General features: G+C 67.6%; 11 protein-coding genes. 9 read left to right on the top strand and 2 right to left on the bottom strand.

Annotated elements, in window-relative coordinates:
• Positions 1 to 41: 41 nt before the first annotated feature.
• The 8 genes from pncB (at position 42) to bcsZ (ACW6W5_RS13370) (ending at position 13,824) form a co-directional block, all read left to right on the top strand.
• Entirely contained in the window at positions 42 to 1,220 is a 1,179-nt protein-coding gene (gene pncB, locus ACW6W5_RS13405; RefSeq protein WP_121042648.1) for a nicotinate phosphoribosyltransferase, read from the top strand.
• A 299-nt stretch (positions 1,221 to 1,519) separates the two neighbouring features.
• Complete coding sequence (bcsD, locus tag ACW6W5_RS13400) at positions 1,520 to 1,978, top strand: cellulose biosynthesis protein BcsD (RefSeq protein WP_226956620.1); 459 nt, start codon at positions 1,520 to 1,522, stop codon at positions 1,976 to 1,978.
• Between the two features lie 25 nt (positions 1,979 to 2,003).
• A complete protein-coding gene (locus ACW6W5_RS13395; RefSeq protein ID WP_121042652.1) occupies positions 2,004 to 2,363 on the top strand; it encodes a hypothetical protein in 360 nt (119 codons plus the stop codon).
• Between the two features lie 99 nt (positions 2,364 to 2,462).
• A complete protein-coding gene (bcsA, locus tag ACW6W5_RS13390) occupies positions 2,463 to 4,613 on the top strand; it encodes a UDP-forming cellulose synthase catalytic subunit (protein ID WP_152152410.1) in 2,151 nt (716 codons plus the stop codon).
• On the top strand, positions 4,610 to 6,949 hold the full coding sequence (gene bcsB / locus ACW6W5_RS13385) for a cellulose biosynthesis cyclic di-GMP-binding regulatory protein BcsB (RefSeq protein WP_193222790.1): 2,340 nt from the start codon (positions 4,610 to 4,612) through the stop codon (positions 6,947 to 6,949). The genes bcsA and bcsB overlap by 4 nt, the downstream gene beginning before the upstream one ends.
• 2 nt (positions 6,950 to 6,951) lie before the next feature.
• Positions 6,952 to 8,112, top strand: a complete 1,161-nt coding sequence (gene bcsZ, locus ACW6W5_RS13380; protein ID WP_152152408.1) for a cellulose synthase complex periplasmic endoglucanase BcsZ — start codon at positions 6,952 to 6,954, stop codon at positions 8,110 to 8,112.
• Complete coding sequence (locus tag ACW6W5_RS13375) at positions 8,094 to 12,575, top strand: cellulose biosynthesis protein BcsC (protein WP_193222789.1); 4,482 nt, start codon at positions 8,094 to 8,096, stop codon at positions 12,573 to 12,575. The genes bcsZ (ACW6W5_RS13380) and ACW6W5_RS13375 overlap by 19 nt, the downstream gene beginning before the upstream one ends.
• 127 nt (positions 12,576 to 12,702) lie before the next feature.
• Positions 12,703 to 13,824 carry a cellulose synthase complex periplasmic endoglucanase BcsZ gene (gene bcsZ, locus ACW6W5_RS13370; RefSeq protein WP_152152460.1) on the top strand — a complete coding sequence of 374 codons (1,122 nt, stop codon included), beginning with the start codon at positions 12,703 to 12,705 and terminating at the stop codon, positions 13,822 to 13,824.
• A 37-nt stretch (positions 13,825 to 13,861) separates the two neighbouring features.
• Here the strand turns inward: bcsZ (ACW6W5_RS13370) and ACW6W5_RS13365 are convergent, their stop codons facing one another.
• Both ACW6W5_RS13365 and ettA read right to left on the bottom strand, forming a co-directional pair.
• Positions 13,862 to 15,178 (bottom strand): NCS2 family permease, encoded by a 1,317-nt coding sequence (locus ACW6W5_RS13365; RefSeq protein ID WP_152152404.1) that lies wholly within the window; start codon positions 15,176 to 15,178, stop codon positions 13,862 to 13,864.
• A gap of 93 nt (positions 15,179 to 15,271) precedes the next feature.
• Positions 15,272 to 16,936 (bottom strand): energy-dependent translational throttle protein EttA, encoded by a 1,665-nt coding sequence (gene ettA, locus ACW6W5_RS13360; RefSeq protein WP_121042662.1) that lies wholly within the window; start codon positions 16,934 to 16,936, stop codon positions 15,272 to 15,274.
• A 236-nt stretch (positions 16,937 to 17,172) separates the two neighbouring features.
• On the opposite strand from ettA, the gene ACW6W5_RS13355 reads away from it, so the two are divergent.
• A complete protein-coding gene (locus ACW6W5_RS13355) occupies positions 17,173 to 17,649 on the top strand; it encodes an RcnB family protein (RefSeq protein ID WP_152152402.1) in 477 nt (158 codons plus the stop codon).
• The last annotated feature ends 20 nt before the right edge of the window (positions 17,650 to 17,669 follow it).

Here is a 17,669-nt window from a genome sequence, read left to right as displayed (position 1 = left end):
GGCCGTTGGTCGGGCACGGTGGCAGGCGCATAATCTCCAGCATGATCATCCAGTCCCTGCTCGACACCGACCTGTACAAGTTCACCATGATGCAGGCGGTGCTGCATCAGTACCCCGGCGCGCAGGTGCAGTACCGGTTCAAGTGCCGGACCCCGGGCATCGACCTGGCGCAGTTCATCGACCAGATCAACGCCGAGATCGACCACCTGTGCAGCCTGCGCTTCAGCGCCGAAGAGCTGGACTACGTGCGCGGCCTGCGCTTCGTCAAACCGGATTTCGCCGATTTCCTCGGCCTGTTCCACCTGGACCGCAAGTACATCGCGCTGCGCCCCTCGACCACCGTGCCCGGTGAGATCGATCTGGACATCACCGGGCCCTGGCTGCACACCATCCTGTTCGAAGTCCCGCTGCTGGCGATCATCAACGAGGTCTGGTTCCGCAACACCACCGACTCGGATTTCAGCGAGGGCGAGCGCCGCCTGCAGGCCAAGACCGCGCTGCTGCGCGATACCCCCGGCTTCGAGCTGTGCCGGATCGCCGATTACGGCAGCCGCCGCCGTTACTCGCGTGAGTGGCACGGGCGGATGCTGCCGATGCTGCGCGACGCGCTCGGTGCGCAGTTCGTGGGCACCAGCAACGTGCATTTCGCCCGGCTCTACGGCATGACCCCGCACGGCACGATGGCCCATGAGTACCTGCAGGCCTTCCAGGCACTCGGCCCGCGCCTGCGTGACTCGCAGGTGGCCGCGCTGGAATCCTGGGCACGCGAGTACCGCGGCGATCTGGGTATCGCGCTGTCGGACGTGGTCGGGCTGGAGGCCTTCCTGCGCGACTTCGATATGTACTTCTGCAAGCTGTTCGACGGCGTCCGCCACGATTCCGGGGATCCCTTCACCTGGGGCGACCGCATGCTGGCCCACTTTGAAAGCCGCCGGGTGGATCCACGCAGCAAGGTGCTGGTCTTCAGCGACGGGCTGAACATCGAAAAGGTGATGCAGCTGTTCGATTACTTCCGCGGCCGCTGCCAGGTGGCCTTCGGGGTCGGCACGCACCTGACCAACGACCTGGGCCCGACCCCGCTCAACATCGTCATCAAGATGGTCCGCTGCAACGGCCAGCCGGTCGCCAAGCTGAGCGATTCGCCGGGCAAGAGCATGTGTGATGACCCGGGGTATCTGGCGTATCTGCGCCAGGTGTTCGAGTTGCCGGCCGAGGGCTGAGTGCTGCGGCTCGGCGGTCGCCCCGCCGTGGTGTCACACTTTTCGGGAGGGTCGGCCGGGGGCATCCCAGGCCTGTGATTGCCCTCACGGCCGCCCGGCGTGTCGGGTATCCCACGTTTCCGTTCAGCCCGGCCGCCGCGGGTGACGCGGCGCGTCAGGAAACGACGCAGCGCGCTTGCTATGCAGGAAAGCCAGATGTGCCACAATATTGTGAGGCGTAGTTCACACTTTTGACCGACATCGATGCCGGTAATTGCCCGTATACCGCCTCTGCATCGTGGTTCGTCTAGGCTTTTCAGATGAATTCATCAGCATTGCTTGATTACTACCGTGCCCATGCGTGCTCTACTCAGTGGCGCGGCTTCCTGCTCGCGCTCTGTGAAGAGTTCGACAGCGCGTTGCCCGATGCCGAACTGGCCCGGCTGATGGCGCGTATCGGTGAGCGCTTCGGCCGTGACCACGCACTGCCGGCGGTCGCCACGCTGGACGAACTGCAGCATGCGGCCAACGCCGTGTGGTCGTCGACGGAGTGGGGACAGGTCGTGTTCGAGGAAGCGCCCGAACAGGTGCGCATCCATCACGCGGCGTCGCCGTTGTCGGCGGTGCTCGGCACCCGCGCCGGGTGGGAGACCGGGTTTCTCGAAGGTGTGTACCGGCAGTGGTTCCGCGCCGCCGGGATGATGTCGGTGCTGGATGTGCGCTATCTGCAGAGCGACCATCCCGATGTAGCCACGTACACGCTGTCGCGTGTGTTCTGAATCTCTCCCCCCTTTCGATGGTGCCATGAGCAAGCTTCAGCAACCTGCCGATTCAGAGAGCCACGACGACGTGGCCGGTCTCTTCAACCGCCTGGGGGACCGCGATGACACGCGTGCTTACCGGGATTTCTCTCATAGCCAGTCCCGCGTCAGCACGGTAGCCAAGCCGCGCGACGAGGTGCCGCCGCCGATTCCGGCCGTGGTCCTGCCGCCGGTGCCCAATGCCGCAGCGGTGATCGCGCCGGCCCAGACTGCTCCGGTGGAGACGCCGGCCAGTGCCGCACCGGCACAGAAAACACCGCTGGAACAGCTGTTCCAGCGACTGGCCGGTGCGCGTAGCGCGACGCCGGGGCACAGCCCGCTGAGCCGGCTGCGCGGGGCGTGAAACGTAGCCGGTGATCGCTCGCCGCGCCCTTCGGGGTGGGGCGGGAGTGCCGGCTGATGCAAGGGGATGCCGCTGCGTGCGGCCGTGTTGGGGAACATCATGAGCAAAACTTCCACCCCGAGAGGGGATGCCGTTCTGGCCCGCTTGGCGCTGCTTGCGCTGGTGGTCGGCGGCGCCATGCTGCTGGCCTTCGTGATCACCGTGCCCATGGAGATCGGTCAGCAGTTCCTGTTCTCGGCCGTGGTGTTCCTGATCGCCCTGTGCCTGCGCAACCGCGAAAGCCGGTTGATTCCGCTGGTGTTGATGGGCCTGTCGCTGGTGATGTCCACGCGCTACATGTACTGGCGCCTGACCGACACGATGGGCATGAGCAGCTTCGTCGATCTCACTCTGGGCCTGGGCCTGGTGGCCGCCGAGGTGTACTCGTTCATCGTGCTGGTGCTGGGCTACTTCCAGGTGGCCTGGCCGCTGCATCGCAAGCCGATGCCGTTGCCCGAAGACCAGTCGCTGTGGCCCACCGTGGATGTGCTCATCCCGACCTACAACGAGCCGCTGTCGGTGGTACGCACCACCGTGCTGGCGGCCACCGTGCTGGACTGGCCGGCGGACAAGCTCAACATCTACCTGCTCGATGATGGCCGCCGCGAGGAATTCCGTGAATTCTGCGAGGAGGTCGGGGTGCAGTACATCACCCGGACCAACAACAGCCACGCCAAGGCCGGCAACATCAATGCGGCGCTGAAGAAGACCACGGGCGAATACGTGGCCATCTTCGATTGCGACCACATGCCGACCCGCTCGTTCCTGCAGATGTCGATGGGCTGGTTCCTGTTCGACGAGAAGATGGCCGTGGTGCAGACGCCCCACTACTTCTTCTCGGCCGATCCGTTCGAGCGCAACCTGGGCAACTTCGGGCGCGTGCCCAACGAAGGCGAGCTGTTCTACGGCTTGCTGCAGGATGGCAACGACCAGTGGAACGCGACCTTCTTCTGTGGCTCCTGCGCAGTGATCAAGCGCGGCCCGCTGGAGGAAGTGGGTGGCGTGGCCATCGAAACCGTCACCGAGGATGCGCACACCGCGATCCGTCTGCACCGTGCCGGATACCGCAGTGCCTACATCCCGGTGCCGCAGGCGGCCGGCCTGGCTACCGAGAGCCTGTCGGCACACGTCGGCCAGCGCATCCGCTGGGCCCGTGGCATGGCGCAGATCCTGCGGGTGGACAACCCCATGTTCGCCAAGGGGTTGAGCCTGATGCAGCGCATCTGCTACACCAACGCGATGCTGCACTTCTTCTATGGTCTGCCACGGATCATCTTCCTGACCGCGCCGCTGGCCTTCCTGTTCTTCGGCGCCCACGTCATCCACGCCTCGGCGCTGATGATCCTGGCCTACGCGCTGCCGCACATCGTGATGGCCAACCTGACCAACCTGCGCGTGCAGGGCAAGCATCGCCATCTGCTGTGGAACGAGGTGTACGAGACCACGCTGGCCTGGTACATCCTGCGCCCGACCCTGATGGCGGTGATCAATCCCAAGCTGGGCAAGTTCAACGTCACCGCCAAGGGCGGCCTGGTCCAGCGCAGCTACTTCGATGCGCAGATCGCCCGCCCGTACCTGTTGCTGCTGTTGTTGAACCTGCTGGGCGTGGTGGCCGGCATCGTGCGGATGGTGATGGCCGATACCAGCGGCGAGGTCAACACGATCTGGTTGAACCTGGGCTGGACCGTCTACAACATGATCATGCTGGGCGCGGTCATCGCCACCTCCAGCGAACAGCGTCAGATCCGACGCTCGCACCGCGTGCCGCTGAACATGCGGGCAGTCCTGCACCTGCCCGATGGCCAGGCATTGCCGTGCCGCACGCTGAACTTCTCCACCGGTGGCATGGCGCTGCGGCTGGACCAGTCCCAGCCCGTGCAGCCGGGTACGTACGTGGAGGTTGAACTGGCCCATCGCCAGCGCAGCGAGCGCCTGCCGGCCGAAGTGCGGCACGATCGCGACGACCAGGGCATCAGCATCCAGTTCGGCGAGCTGACCTTGGAGCAGGAACGCTGGCTGGTCACCTCCACCTTCGCCCGTGCCGACATCTGGGTGAAGCTGTGGGGTCGTCATGACCGCGATACGTTCCTGCGTTCCACCACCGACGTCCTCAAGGCCAGCATGCGCGGCTTCCACCGCCTGGGCAGTTTCGTTCTTGCGGGAGGCCGCAAGGATGGCCCCACCCCGCCGCGCACCGGAGATTCCGCATGACCCGTCGTGACCGTTCCCTGTTCCGCCCGGTGCGCGTGCCGCGTCCGTCCGCCGCAGCGGTGGCGTTCACCCTGACCCTGCTGTGTGGCGCGGTCTACGCGCAGGATCCTGCGGTTCCCGCAACGGCCACGCCCGTCGTTGCACCCGCCGATGCCGCCCCGGCAGTGCCCGTGCCGCCTGCCGCGCCAGCGGCTGGTTCGCGGCAGAGCCGCTCCACGCTCAAGCAGCTCGGCATCGATTACGAGATCACCCTGCGCGGCATCCAGGGCACCGCTGGCGTGCCGTTCTCGGTGCGCAACGACCAGGTGGTCGATCGCGCCTCGCTGCATCTGAAATACAGCTATTCACCGGCGCTGTTGCCGGATCTGTCGCACCTGAAGGTCACCGTCAACGACGTCACCGTGGCGACGTTGCCCACGCCGGTCGAGCAGGCCGGGCGGATGATCGAGCGCGACATCGATATCGATCCGCGCATGATCATCGATTACAACCGCATCAACCTGCAGTTGATCGGCCACTACACCCGCGAATGCGAGGATCCGGACCACACCAGCCTGTGGGCCAACATCGACGCCGGCAGCTATCTGGAACTGGGCTGGGCGCCACTGCAGCTGACCAATGATCTGTCGCTGCTGCCGGTGCCGTTCTTCGATGCCCGTGACACCAACCGGCTTGAACTGCCGTTCGTGTTCACCGGTCAGCCGGGGCAGGGGCTGCTGCAGTCGGCCGGTATCGTCTCTTCGTGGTTCGGCGCGCTGGCCGGCTATCGCGGTGCGCTGTTCCCGGCCTCGATCGATACCGTGCCGCTGGAAGGCAATGCGGTGGTCGTGGCCACCCCGCGCAACCCGCCGGCCGGCCTGGTGCTGCCCGACATCAGCGGGCCGACCCTGGCCGTGATCGCCAATCCGAACGATGCCAACGGCAAGTTGTTGCTGGTGCTCGGCCGCGATGACGGTGAGCTGCGCATCGCGGCCACCGCGCTGACCCTGGGCACGCCGTTGTCCGGACCGACCGCCAGCATCGGCGATTTCAAGGAGATCGCGCCGCGCAAGCCGTACGACGCGCCAAAGTGGGTGCCCAGCGATCGCCCGGTGCGAGTCTCCGAACTGGTCCAGCAGACCAGCGAGTTGAATGTGGTCGGTTACCACCCGGACCTGATCCGGATCGGCCTGCAGCTGCCGCCGGATCTGTTCACGTGGCGCCGTGATGGCATCCCGCTGGATCTGCGCTACCGCTACACGCTGCCGGAAGGCGCGAACAAGTCGGCGCTGAACATCAGCATCAACGATGCTTTCGTCACCACGCTGCCCTTGAACGGCCGCCCCGCACCGCGCTCAGTGTCGGAGATGCTGTGGAACAAGATGAAGGCACCGGGCGTGATGCCGATCCAGCAGAAGGTGATGCTGCCGACCGGCCCGTTCTCGTCCAACAGCCAGCTGCGCTTCCACTTCTTCTTTGATCGCCCGCAGGCGGCCGAATGCAAGAACACCTTCCCGGATGTGTCCGCGGCGATCGACGGCGACACCAGCATCGATCTGAGCGGCTTCGACCATTACATGGCGATGCCCAACCTGGCCGCATTCGGAAATGCCGGTTATCCGTTCACGCGTCTGGCCGATCTTTCCGAGACCGTGCTGGTGCTGCCCAACAACCCCAACGCCGATGACGTCGGCAATGTGCTGACCCTGCTCGGCCGCATGGGTGCCTCGACCGGTTACCCGGCGCTGCGCAACCGCATCATCGCTGCCGGCCAGGTAGGCGAGCACGCCGGCCAGGATCTGGTGGTGCTGGGGTCGCGTCGCAGCCAGCCGCTGTTCGGCGAGTGGGCCGCGCACCTGCCGATCGGCGAGGCGGGGCAGTCGCGCCGTTTCCAGCTGTCGGACTGGGTGTTCGAGCGGATGCCCTCGTTCCTGTCGCCGGATGCGCGCCGCACCGATCTGCCGACCACCGCCGAAGTGTCGGTGCGTCCGGACGCTGGCGATGTCGTGCTGATGGGCTTCGAGTCGCCCCTGCGCAAGGGGCGCAGCGTGATCGCGGTGATGGCCGATGATCCGGCGCAGGTCAACCGCCTGTTCGAGGCGTGGTTCGACCCGGACCGTCTGCGTGACTTCCAGGGCAGCGTGGTGCTGCTGCAGAAGGACAAAGTGCGCAGCCTGGCCGGCAACCAGACGTATTACGTCGGCCACCTGCCGCCGCTGACCTGGCTGCGCTGGTACTTCTCGCAGAGTCCGCTGCTGTTGGCTGGCTTCGTCGGTCTGGCCTGCCTGCTGTTGGCCCTGATCGCGCGCTGGCTGCTCAAGCGCAACGCCAAGTCCCGCATCGGGCTGTCAGGCTGAGCATGCTCGACACGTCCGTCCCCGCGCCGGCGCTCGCGCGCCGCCGCTTTCTGCAGGCACTCGCGGCAGCCGGTGCTGCCGCCGCGTTGCCGCTGAACGCATGGGCGCAGGCCTGTGGCACGCCGTGGCGTGAGTGGCGCACGTTCGTGGATCGGCACATCGAGCCCGACGGGCGCGTGGTCGATCACCTCAACACGGACCTGCGCAGCACCTCCGAATCGCAGTCCTACGGGTTGTTCTTCGCGCTGGTCGACAACGATCCGGTGCTGTTCGACCGCATTCTGGCCTGGACCCGCCGCCACCTCTGCCGCGGCCGCGCCGATCTCAATCTGCCGGCGTGGCTGTGGGGCCGGGCCGCCGACGGCCAGTTCCGCGTGCTCGACCCCAACACCGCCTCCGATGGCGAGTTGTGGATCGCTTATGCGCTGCTTGAAGCCGGCCGCCTGTGGAAGCGCCCGGGCCTGGTCGAGGCCGGGCGCCAGACGCTCGCGCTGATGCGCACGGCCGAAATCGTCGAGCTGCCCGGATTCGGGCCGATGCTGCTGCCCGGCAATCGCGGCTTCGTGCAGGCCGACCGCTGGACGCTCAACCCCAGTTACCTGCCGCTGTTCGTGCTGCGCCGCTTCGCCGCCGTCGATGCACGCGGCCCGTGGGCGCGGCTGGCCGAGCGCAGCGTGGCGATGACCCGCGCCAGCGCCCCGGTCGGGTTCGCGCCGGACTGGATTGCCTGGAACGGCAAGGCCTTCGTGGTCGACGCCGGCAAGGGCGCGCTCGGCAGCTACGATGCCATCCGCTGCTATCTCTGGGCCGGGATGACCGACCCGGCCGATCCGCTGCGGCGCAGCTTGCTTGATGGCCTGTCCGGCCCGCTGTCGATGCTGCGCGCGCAGACCGGCTTTGCCGAGAAGATCGACACGCGTCTGGGGGTCGGCACCGGCGCACCCTCGCCGGGCTTTGCCGCCGCACTGCTGCCGTATCTCAGTGCGCTTGGCCAGCCTGCACTGGCCAAGGCACAGCTGGCGCGGATCCCGACCGGCACCCTCAACTATTACGATCGTGCCCTGGTGCTGTTCGGCAAGGGCTGGATGGATCGCCGCTACCGTTTTTCTGCCGATGGGCGACTGCTGCCCGCGTGGAGTTCGCCATGTTCCGCAAGACCCTGACCCCCCTTTGCCTGGTTGGCCTGTGCGTGTTGACCGTGCCGGCCTTCGCGCAGAACGCGTCCTCGACGCAGCAGCTGGTCAGCCAGGGCAATTACTGGCAGGACCAGGGCCGTGAAGATCTGGCGGCCGATGCCTGGCGCAAGTTGCTGGCGACCGATCCCAACCAGGCCGACGCACTGCTCGGCCTGGGCCTGATCGACCTCAACCAGGGCCGCCGTGCCGAGGCACAGAAGCGGCTGCAGCAGCTGCAGGCACGCCACCCGTCCTCGGCGCAGACCACGCGCCTGCGCATGGCGCTTGGCGGCGGCGGCGGTGGCAACCAGCTGCAGACCGCGCGCCGTGCGGCGGCGGCCGGTCGATACGTCGAGGCGGTACGCGCCTATGACGAGGCCTTCGGTGCGGGCGGCCCGCCCAACGATCTGGCGCTGGAGTACTACCAGGTGCTGGCCGGTACGCCGGAAGGCTGGACCCGCGCGCGCGATGGCTTGCGCCGTATCGCCACCGGCAACAACAACCCGGCCAAGCTCGCACTGGCCCAGGTGCTGACCTACCGCGAGCCGACCCGCCGCGAGGGCATCGCCCAGCTGCGTGCGCTCAGCCAGGCCACCGACACCGCCGGCCCCGCGCGTGCGGCCTGGCGCCAGGCGCTGCTGTGGCTCAACGCCACCACCGCCGATGCCGGGCTGTACCAGGCCTTCCTGGACGTGGTGCCGAATGATCGTGAAGTGGCGGCCAAGCAGGCGCAGCTGCGTGAGCAGGCCATCGCCAACCGTCCCGCGCCGCAGGACCCGAACCAGCGGCTGCTCGGCGAGGGCTTCCGCGCGTTGGACAGCAACAACCTGGCCCAGGCCGAAGCGCGTTTCGCGCAGGTGCTGCGCGTGCGGCCGCGCGATGCCGAGGCACTCGGCGGTCTGGGCTCGGTGCGCCTGCGCCAGGAGCGCTTTGGTGAGGCCAATGAACTGCTGCGCCCGGCCGCTGCGATCAACGGCAAGTGGCGCAGCGCGGCCGATGCCGCGCGCTACTGGCTGACGCTGCAGGAGGTGCGTCGCCAGCCCAGCGGCGATGCGATCACCCGCGTGCAGCAGGTCATCGCGCTGCAGCCCAAGGAGCCCGCCGGCTACGTCGCGCTGGCCGACCTGCAGAGCGGCAGCGATCCGGCCGCGGCCGAACGCAGCTACCGCAAGGCACTGGAACTGGATGCCGGCAATGCCGGTGCGTTGCAGGGACTGGTCGGCCTGCTCGGCCGTCTCGGTCGCGCCGATGAAGCGGCCGCGTTGTTCGACCGGCTGACCCCGGCCCAGCAGGAAAGCGCCGGTGGCCAGTCCGTGCTGCGTGCCAACCTGGCCCGCGCCCGCGCACAGCAGGCGCTGGCCGAGGGCAGCATCGAGATGGCGCAGATCGAATTGGAAGACGCGCTGCTGGTGCAGCCGCGCGATCCGTGGCTGCGGCTGGAACTGGCGCGCCTGTACACGCGTGCCGGCCGCCCCGACCAGGCCAACGGCGTGATCGAAGGGCTGCGCGCGCTGGATGACAGCTCGGCGACCTCGCTGTATGCCCAGGCGCTGTTCGCTCAGGAAAACAGTGATTGGCCGCGCGCGTATGCGTTGCTCGAACGCATTCCCACCGCCTCGCGTGATTCAGAAATGACCGCGCTGCACGACACCGCGTGGGTGCAGGTGCAGGCCGCCCAGGCGCGCTCACTCATGCAGCGCCAGCGCAGTGGCGAAGCGCAGCTGCTGCTGGCCCGCGCCGAAGCCGCACTCGGCGACCGGGTCAAGAATCCGGCCATCGTGGCCGCGTTGGCCGGTGCCTACGCCGACATCGGCAGCCAGCAGCGCGCCCTCGTGCTCGCGCAGCGCCTGATCGAAGGCGGTTCGCCCAGCGTCGACAATCGCCTGGAATATGCCTCGGTGCTGTTGCGCGCCGGTCGCGATGGCGAAGTCGCCGCGATCCTGCGCCAGCTCGCCGACGTGCCGCTCTCGGCGAGCCAGCAGACCCGCTTGAACGATCTGCGCAGCGGTTACGTGCTGCGCCAGGTCGATGCGCTGCGTGAGCTGGGCAATCTGGAAGGTGCATATGCGGTGCTGGCCCCGGCCTTGGCCGAGCGCCCGCAGGATCCGCGCAACATCGCTGCGCTGGCACGGCTGTACGCCGCCGCGGGCGACAACGGCCAGGCGCTGGCGCTGTATCAGCAGCAGCTGCAGTTGGCGCCGGGCGATCTGGATGCGATGGTCGCCGCTGCCGGCAGTGCCGCGGCGATGCGCGACATGGACCTGGCCGAACAGTATCTGGAGCGCGCGCTGAAGCAGGCGCCGGAATCGCCGGATGTGTTGGCGGCCGCCGGCCGTGTGTACCGCGCGGCCGGCAAGAACCGCCGTGCTGAAAGCTACTTCCGCGCGTCGCTGGCGGCTGCCGCGAAGGGCAGTGGCCAGCTCGACAACGGCTACCCGCAGGCCAGCACCGCGATGCTGGCAGGCGGTGGCAGCTTCAATCCCTTCGCTGGCCTCAACCGTGGCGGTGGCACCCGTACCGCAGCGCTGCGCGACGGGGGGCTGCCATTGCCGGCCGCGACTGCCCGTCTGGCTGCCGAACCGCTGCCGATGGACGCCGGTCCGGCGATGGGCATGAGTCTGGGCCCGGCAAGCGTCACCCCGGTGATCGATGCCGATGGCCTGCCGGAGCCGGTCATGGCCACGGCCGCGGCCAGCGGCGGTGTCGGCCTGCCGTTGCCGGTGCCCGGCTCGCGCCAGGTGCCCGGCCAGGCGAGTGCGCCGCGCGCCTCGCGCAACACCGCGCTTGGCCCGCTGCCGCCGGCCACCACCGGCAACGGCGTGCTCGACGAACTGCGCGCGCTCAAGGCCGAGAACAGCAGCAGCCTGGCCGTGGGCGCGGCGTATCGCACCCGCGCCGGCGAAGCCGGCATGGGCCAGCTCGATGACCTGCAGGTGCCGCTGGAAGGGCAGTTCGCGGTCGGCGACGGCAAGCTCAAGGTGGCCATCACCCCGACCGTGCTCGATGCCGGTCGCCCGGATCCCGAGTACACCAGTGCCAGCCGTTTCGGCGGTGGCCCGCAGGCGGCTCTGGCCGGCGCACTGGCGGCTGATCGCACGCCGGTCGATGATCTGGTCGGCTCGTCGCTGTACCAGACACTGCTGACCCGTGGCGAGAGCAACGCGACCCGCAATCTGATCTACGACCGCGCACTGGACAACGGCCGTTACCAGGAACTGTTCAACCAGACCGATGGCTCGCTGACGCAGGCCGAACGTGCGGCTGCCGCGCGTGCGCTGCTGTTCGCCGATCCGCTGCCCAGCTACATCCTCAGCCGCGATCTGGCCAATACGCCGATCAGCGATATCGCCACGCAGGTGTTGGGCAATGCCGGCCTGGTGCGCGGGCTGAGCGCGGCCGAGCAGGCCCAGCTCAAGACCCTGTCCCAGGGCGGCGGCGGTTCGCAGACCCCGCAGGCCTTCCAGGACACGCTCTATGCGATGGTGGCCAATGCCGCCGGTGCGCGCCGCATGAGCTCCCAGGATGCCAGCGGTGCCGGCGTCTCGGTCGGCTACGAGCGCGGTGGCTTCCGCGCCGATGTCGGCAGCACCCCGCTCGGCTTCGATGACACCCAGATCGTCGGTGGCATCGGCTACCGCGGCCAGATCGGCGATGCGCTGATCTGGTCCGGCGAAGCCTCGCGCCGCGCCGTGACCGACAGCCTGCTGTCCTTCGCCGGGGTGGAAGACGGGCGCAACGGGCTGCGCTGGGGCGGGGTGACCGCCAGCGGCGCCAAGCTCGCCGCGACCGTCGACAACGGTCAGTTGGGCGGCTACGCCAGTGCGTCGTGGCACCGCCTGGAAGGCGAAAACGTGGCCGACAACGATCGCCAGGAAGTCGGCGTGGGCGTGTACGTACACGCGCTGGAAACCGACAACCAATCGCTGACCGCCGGCCTGAACCTGACCGCGATGCAGTACGACCGCAACCTCAGCGGCTTCACCTATGGGCACGGCGGCTACTTCAGCCCGCAGCGTTATGTGGATGTCGGCTTCCCGGTGCACTGGAACGGCCGCACCGCCAGCGGCCGCGTGGCGTGGCAGCTGGATACCAGCGTCGGCGTACAGCACTTCAAGGAAGACGCTGCGCCTTACTTCCCGACCGATCCGGCCATGCAGCAGGCTGCCTACGATGCCGCCTCGATGGCCGCGCTGCTGGGCCTGACCACCGAGTACGTCGATCCGGTCTACACCGGCCAGACCAAGACCGGCGTGTCCTACAACCTCAGCGCTGCCGCCGAATGGCAGCTGTCTTCGCAGCTGTTCCTGGGCGGGCGCATGGAGTTCAACAACGCGCGTGACTACCGGCAGTTCGGCACCAGCCTGTACCTGCGCTTCCTGCTCGACCGCCTCGGCGCCGGGCTGGGCAAGCAGCCGCAGCCGCTGCGCTCGCCGTACGCCTCGGGTGAATGATCGCCGTCATGCGCTGATGACCGGCCCGCTGCCAGGCTTTACCTGGCCGCGGGTGTCCCGCAGGCTTGGCCCGTTCCTGTTGCGAAGAGGCTGATGTCCCGTGACTGATTCCCCATCGTTCCACCCGATGCGCCGCCGCCTGCTGCAGGCGCTGGCCGTGACCCCGTTGTTGGCGTGTTCTGCCAACGGTCCAGCGCGTGGCCCCGGCCCGTGGACGGCGTGGCAGGTGATGCGCGCCTCCAGCGTGACCCCGGACGGCCGCATGGTCGACCACAACAACGCCGACCAGCGCTCGACCTCTGAAGGCCAGTCCTACGCGCTGTTCTTCGCGCTGGTGGACAACGATCAGACGCTGTTCGACCGCATCCTGCGCTGGACCGAGGACAACCTCGCCGGTGGCAGCATGGCCCAGCGCCTGCCGGCCTGGCTGTGGGGGCGCGATGCCGCCGCCAGCGCCTGGAAGGTGCTGGACGACAACCCGGCCAGCGACTCGGACGTGTGGCTGGCCTACACCCTGCACGAAGCGGCCCGGTTGTGGAAACGGCCCGCACTGCGGCAGACCGCCGAGGCGATGCTGGCCGCGATCCTGGCCCAGGAAGTGGTGAATGTGCCGGGCCTGGGCACGATGCTGATGCCGGGGCCGAACGGGTTTGCGACCGAAGATACCTGGCGCTTCAATCCCAGCTACGTCCCACTGCCGCTGCTGCGCCGGTTCGCCGCACTGGACCCGACCGGGCCGTGGACCACCGTGATCGGCAACAGCATGCGTCTGTTGCGCGACACCGCACCGCACGGCTTCGCGCCGGACTGGACCGCATGGCGCGACGGCAGCTTCATCGCCGACCCCGACAAGGGCCCGCTCGGCAGTTATGACGCGATCCGCTGTTACCTGTGGGCGGGCATGACCGCGGTCAACGATCCCAGCTTCCGCCCGGTGCTGGAGGCGCTGCACGGCCCGCTGACAGTGTTGCGCGACGGCCAGCCGATACCCGAGAAGGTCAACACGCTCACCGGCGCGCGCGAGGGCACCGGCAACTACGGTTTCGAGGCGGCGTTGGTACCGTACCTGCAGGCGCAGGGCGAAGCGGACCGGGCAAAGGCGATGGTGGCTGGCCTGCCCACGCCGGAGCAGCAGCGTGCCGCACCGCCGCGCTATTACGAGCAGGTGCTCAGCCTGTTTGCGCTGGGCTGGTACGAAGGTCGTTACCGCTTCGCCGCCGACGGCCAACTGCGCCCGGCCTGGGCCTGATCCGCCGCCTACCGGCTACCGGTCGGTAGGCGCACCTTCATTCCAGCGCGTAACGCAGCACGAACAACCCGGCCACCAGCCAGACCGCCGGGTGCACCTCGCGCCAGCGCCCGGTGCCGGCTTTGAGCACCGCGTACGCGATGAAGCCGAAGGCCAGGCCATTGGCGATGGAGTAGGTGAACGGCATCGCCAACGCGCACAGCGCGGCCGGCACCGATTCGGTCAGGTCGCCCCAGTCCACATCCACCAGCTCACGCAGCATCAGCCCGGCCACGAACAGCAGGGCAGGGGCGGTGGCATAGCCGGGCACCATCGCCGCCAACGGCGAGAACAACAGGGCGGCCAGGAACAGCGCGGCCACCACCAACGCAGTCAACCCGGTGCGGCCACCGGCCTGCACGCCCGACGCGCTTTCAGCGAAGGCGGTGGTGCTGCTGGTCCCGAGCAGCGAGCCGGCCACGATCGCGGTGCTGTCGGCCAGCAGCGCGCGGCCGAACCGCTTCTGTGCGCCCGGTAGTTTCAGCAGCCCCGCACGACCGACCACGCCGTACAGCGTGCCGGTGGCATCGAACACTTCCACCAGCACGAACACCAGCACTACCTGCAGCAACACTGCGATCGGCGCACCGCCGTCGTGGTGCAGCAGGCCGGGCAGGTCCAGCTGCAGGAAGGTCGGGGCCAGACTCGGTGGCAGCGAGATCAGGCCGTGGAACTGCACATCACCAAGCAGCCACGCCGCACCGGTGACGGCCAGGATCCCGATCAGGATCGCGCCACGCACCTTGCGCGCCTCCAGGATGGCGATCAGCAGGAAGCCGGCCAGCGCCAACAGCGGCGGCGCCGTATTGAGCGGACCGAGTGCGACCAGTGTGTCGGTGTTGGCGATGATCACCCCGGATTTCTGCAGCGCGATGATCGCCAGGAACAGCCCGATGCCGGCCACGATCGCCGCACGCAGCGAGGGCGGGATGCCCGCCACCAGCCACGCGCGTACGCCGGTGAGCGACAGCACCAGGAACACCAGACCGGAGATGAAGACGGCGGCCAACGCCTGCTGCCAGGGCAGGCCGGCGGCACCGACCACGGTGAAGGCGAAAAACGCATTCAAGCCCATGCCCGGGGCCATGCCGACCGGGAAGTTGGCGGCGAACGCCATCACCATCGAGCCCAGTGCAGCGGCCAGGCAGGTGGCGACGAATACCGCACCCGGGTCCATGCCGGTGGTGCCCAGGATGTCCGGGTTGACGAACACGATGTAGGACATCGTCAGGAAGGTGGTCAGGCCGGCCAGCAGTTCGGTGCGCACGGAGGTGCCGTGCTGCTGCAGCTGGAACAGGCGCTCGGGAAGGGACATGGTGGTTATCTCGCGACGATAAGGCGTCACGACCAACGGTCGTGACCTACCGGAATGCAAACGGCCGCGCAGTGCGCGGCCGTTTTTCCTTTCTTATTTCAGCGCCTTGAAGCGCAGGCGCTTCGGCGCGGCGTCGTCGCCCATGCGGCGGCGCTTGTCTTCTTCGTACTCGCGGTAGTTGCCCTGGAAGAACTCCACGTGCGAATCGCCTTCGAACGCCAGGATGTGGGTCGCGATGCGATCCAGGAACCAGCGGTCATGCGAAATCACGAAGGTGTTGCCCGGGAACTCCAGCAGCGCATCTTCCAGCGCACGCAGGGTTTCGATGTCCAGATCGTTGGACGGTTCATCGAGCAGCAGCACGTTGCCACCCTGCAGCAGGGTCTTGGCCATGTGCAGGCGGCCACGCTCACCACCGGACAGCGAGCCGACCAGCTTCTGCTGATCCTGGCCCTTGAAGTTGAAGCGGCCGATGTAAGCGCGCGACTGGATCTCCACACCGTTGATGTTGAGGATGTCCAGGCCGCCGGCGATTTCCTGGAAGACGTTGTGGTTGCCTTCCAGCGCGTCGCGGCTCTGATCCACGTAGGACAGCTTGACGGTCGGGCCGACCACGATCTCGCCGGTATCCGGCTTTTCCTGGCCGGTGATCATCTTGAACAGGGTCGACTTACCGGCACCGTTGGGGCCGATGATGCCGACGATCGCGCCACCCGGAACCAGGAAGTTGAGGTTGTCGAACAGCAGGCGGTCACCGAACTTCTTGGAGACGTTCTTGAACTCCATCACCGCATTGCCCAGGCGCTCGCCCGGCGGGATGAAGATTTCATTGGTCTCGTTGCGCTTCTGGTAATCCACCGACTGCAGCTCTTCCAGGCGGGCCAGACGGGCCTTGCCCTTGGTGCGGCCGCCCTTGGCGTTCTGGCGCGACCACTCCAGTTCCTTCTGGATCGCCTTCTGGCGGGACTTCTCCTGGTTGTCTTCCTGACGCAGGCGGTCGTCCTTCTGGGTCAGCCAGTCGGTGTAGTTGCCCTTCCACGGAATGCCGCGGCCGCGATCCAGTTCCAGGATCCACTCGGCGGCGTTGTCCAGGAAGTAGCGATCATGGGTGACGGCCACGACGGTGCCGGTGTAGCGGGCCAGGAACTGCTCCAGCCATTCCACGGACTCGGCGTCCAGATGGTTGGTCGGTTCATCGAGCAGCAGCATGTCCGGCTTCTGCAACAGCAGGCGGCACAGCGCCACACGGCGCTTTTCACCACCGGACAGGGTACCCACGATGGCTTCCCACGGCGGCAGGCGCAGCGCATCGGCGGCCACGTCCAGCTGGTTTTCCAGGGTGTGTGCATCGCCGGCGGCCAGGATCGCCTCCAGGCGCTCCTGCTCCTTGGCCAGCTTGTCGAAGTCCGCGCCTTCCTCGGCATAGGCCAGGTAGACGGCGTCCAGCTGGGCCTGGGCCTGCAGCACTTCGCCCACGCCTTCCTCGACCGATTCACGCACGGTCTTGGTCGGGTCCAGTTCCGGTTCCTGGGCCAGGTAGCCGACCTTGATGCCGGCCTGCGGGCGGGCTTCGCCCTCGAAATCGGTGTCCACGCCGGCCATGATCTTGAGCACCGTCGACTTGCCGGAGCCGTTCAGGCCCAGCAGGCCGATCTTGGCACCCGGGAAGAACGACAGCGAGATGTCCTTGATGATCTGCCGCTTGGGCGGGACCACCTTGCTGACGCGGTTCATGGTGTAGATGTATTGCGAGGACATGAGGTCTCCGAAGGCGCAACCCTGCGCCCGTTCCGGACGGAACAGGAACAGATGGAAGAAAAGGATGCCCCGATTATAGCCGGAAGCGATCAGTGCCGCCGGGAGCCACGAGCCCCGGGGCTTGCCGCCGCCTGAATGCGGGGTCAAAGCCCTTGAATTGGAAACCGTTTCCAGCCGGAGACCGTTCAGACGGCGTGCGCATGATGGAGCCATCAATCCACCAAGCGAGGCCAATCATGCGCATGAATCGATTTGTGGTCGGGGCCGTTGCCTCGCTGCTGGCCTTGGGCACCGTGGCCCCGGCCTTCGCCGATGACCATCGTGGCCGCGGGCACGACCGCCGGGAGTGGCGTGATGACCGCCGTGACAACCGCCACGATCGCCATGACCGGCACGATCGTCATGACCGTCGCGAGGTCCGCCACGACCGCCGTTACGACCATCGCTACGACAATCGTGGTTACTACCGTCCAGGCCCGCCGCCGCCGCGTGTGGTCTATCGCCCCGCGCCGGGGTATGGCTCCTACGGCTGGGCGCGTGGCCACCGCTACCGTGAGTACTACGGCGGGCCGGTCTACGTGGTCAACGATTACAGCCGCTATTCGGTGCGCCGCCCGCCGCGCGACCATCACTGGATCCGCGACGACCGCGGCAACCTGCTGCTGGTCGCCATCGCCACCGGGATCATTGCGGACTACGTGATCAACCGGTAAGCAGGATGACAAGAAGGCGC

The sequence above is a fragment of the Stenotrophomonas sp. IS26 genome (assembly GCF_054188265.1).
The sequence above is the reverse complement of the archived record's forward strand: the minus strand, read 5'-3'. Positions and strand labels throughout refer to the sequence as shown.

Excerpts from the sequence above, each read along its gene's own strand:
- ACW6W5_RS13365 (WP_152152404.1), bottom strand. The coding sequence starts at position 15,178 with ATGTCCCTTCCCGAGCGCCTGTTCCAGCTGCAGCAGCACGGCACCTCC.
- bcsB (WP_193222790.1), top strand. The coding sequence starts at position 4,610 with ATGACCCGTCGTGACCGTTCCCTGTTCCGCCCGGTGCGCGTGCCGCGT.
- ACW6W5_RS13395 (WP_121042652.1), top strand. The coding sequence starts at position 2,004 with ATGAGCAAGCTTCAGCAACCTGCCGATTCAGAGAGCCACGACGACGTG.
- ACW6W5_RS13375 (WP_193222789.1), top strand. The coding sequence starts at position 8,094 with ATGTTCCGCAAGACCCTGACCCCCCTTTGCCTGGTTGGCCTGTGCGTG.
- bcsA (WP_152152410.1), top strand. The coding sequence starts at position 2,463 with ATGAGCAAAACTTCCACCCCGAGAGGGGATGCCGTTCTGGCCCGCTTG.
- bcsZ (WP_152152408.1), top strand. The coding sequence starts at position 6,952 with ATGCTCGACACGTCCGTCCCCGCGCCGGCGCTCGCGCGCCGCCGCTTT.
- pncB (WP_121042648.1), top strand. The coding sequence starts at position 42 with ATGATCATCCAGTCCCTGCTCGACACCGACCTGTACAAGTTCACCATG.
- bcsZ (WP_152152460.1), top strand. The coding sequence starts at position 12,703 with ATGCGCCGCCGCCTGCTGCAGGCGCTGGCCGTGACCCCGTTGTTGGCG.
- bcsD (WP_226956620.1), top strand. The coding sequence starts at position 1,520 with ATGAATTCATCAGCATTGCTTGATTACTACCGTGCCCATGCGTGCTCT.
- ACW6W5_RS13355 (WP_152152402.1), top strand. The coding sequence starts at position 17,173 with ATGCGCATGAATCGATTTGTGGTCGGGGCCGTTGCCTCGCTGCTGGCC.
- ettA (WP_121042662.1), bottom strand. The coding sequence starts at position 16,936 with ATGTCCTCGCAATACATCTACACCATGAACCGCGTCAGCAAGGTGGTC.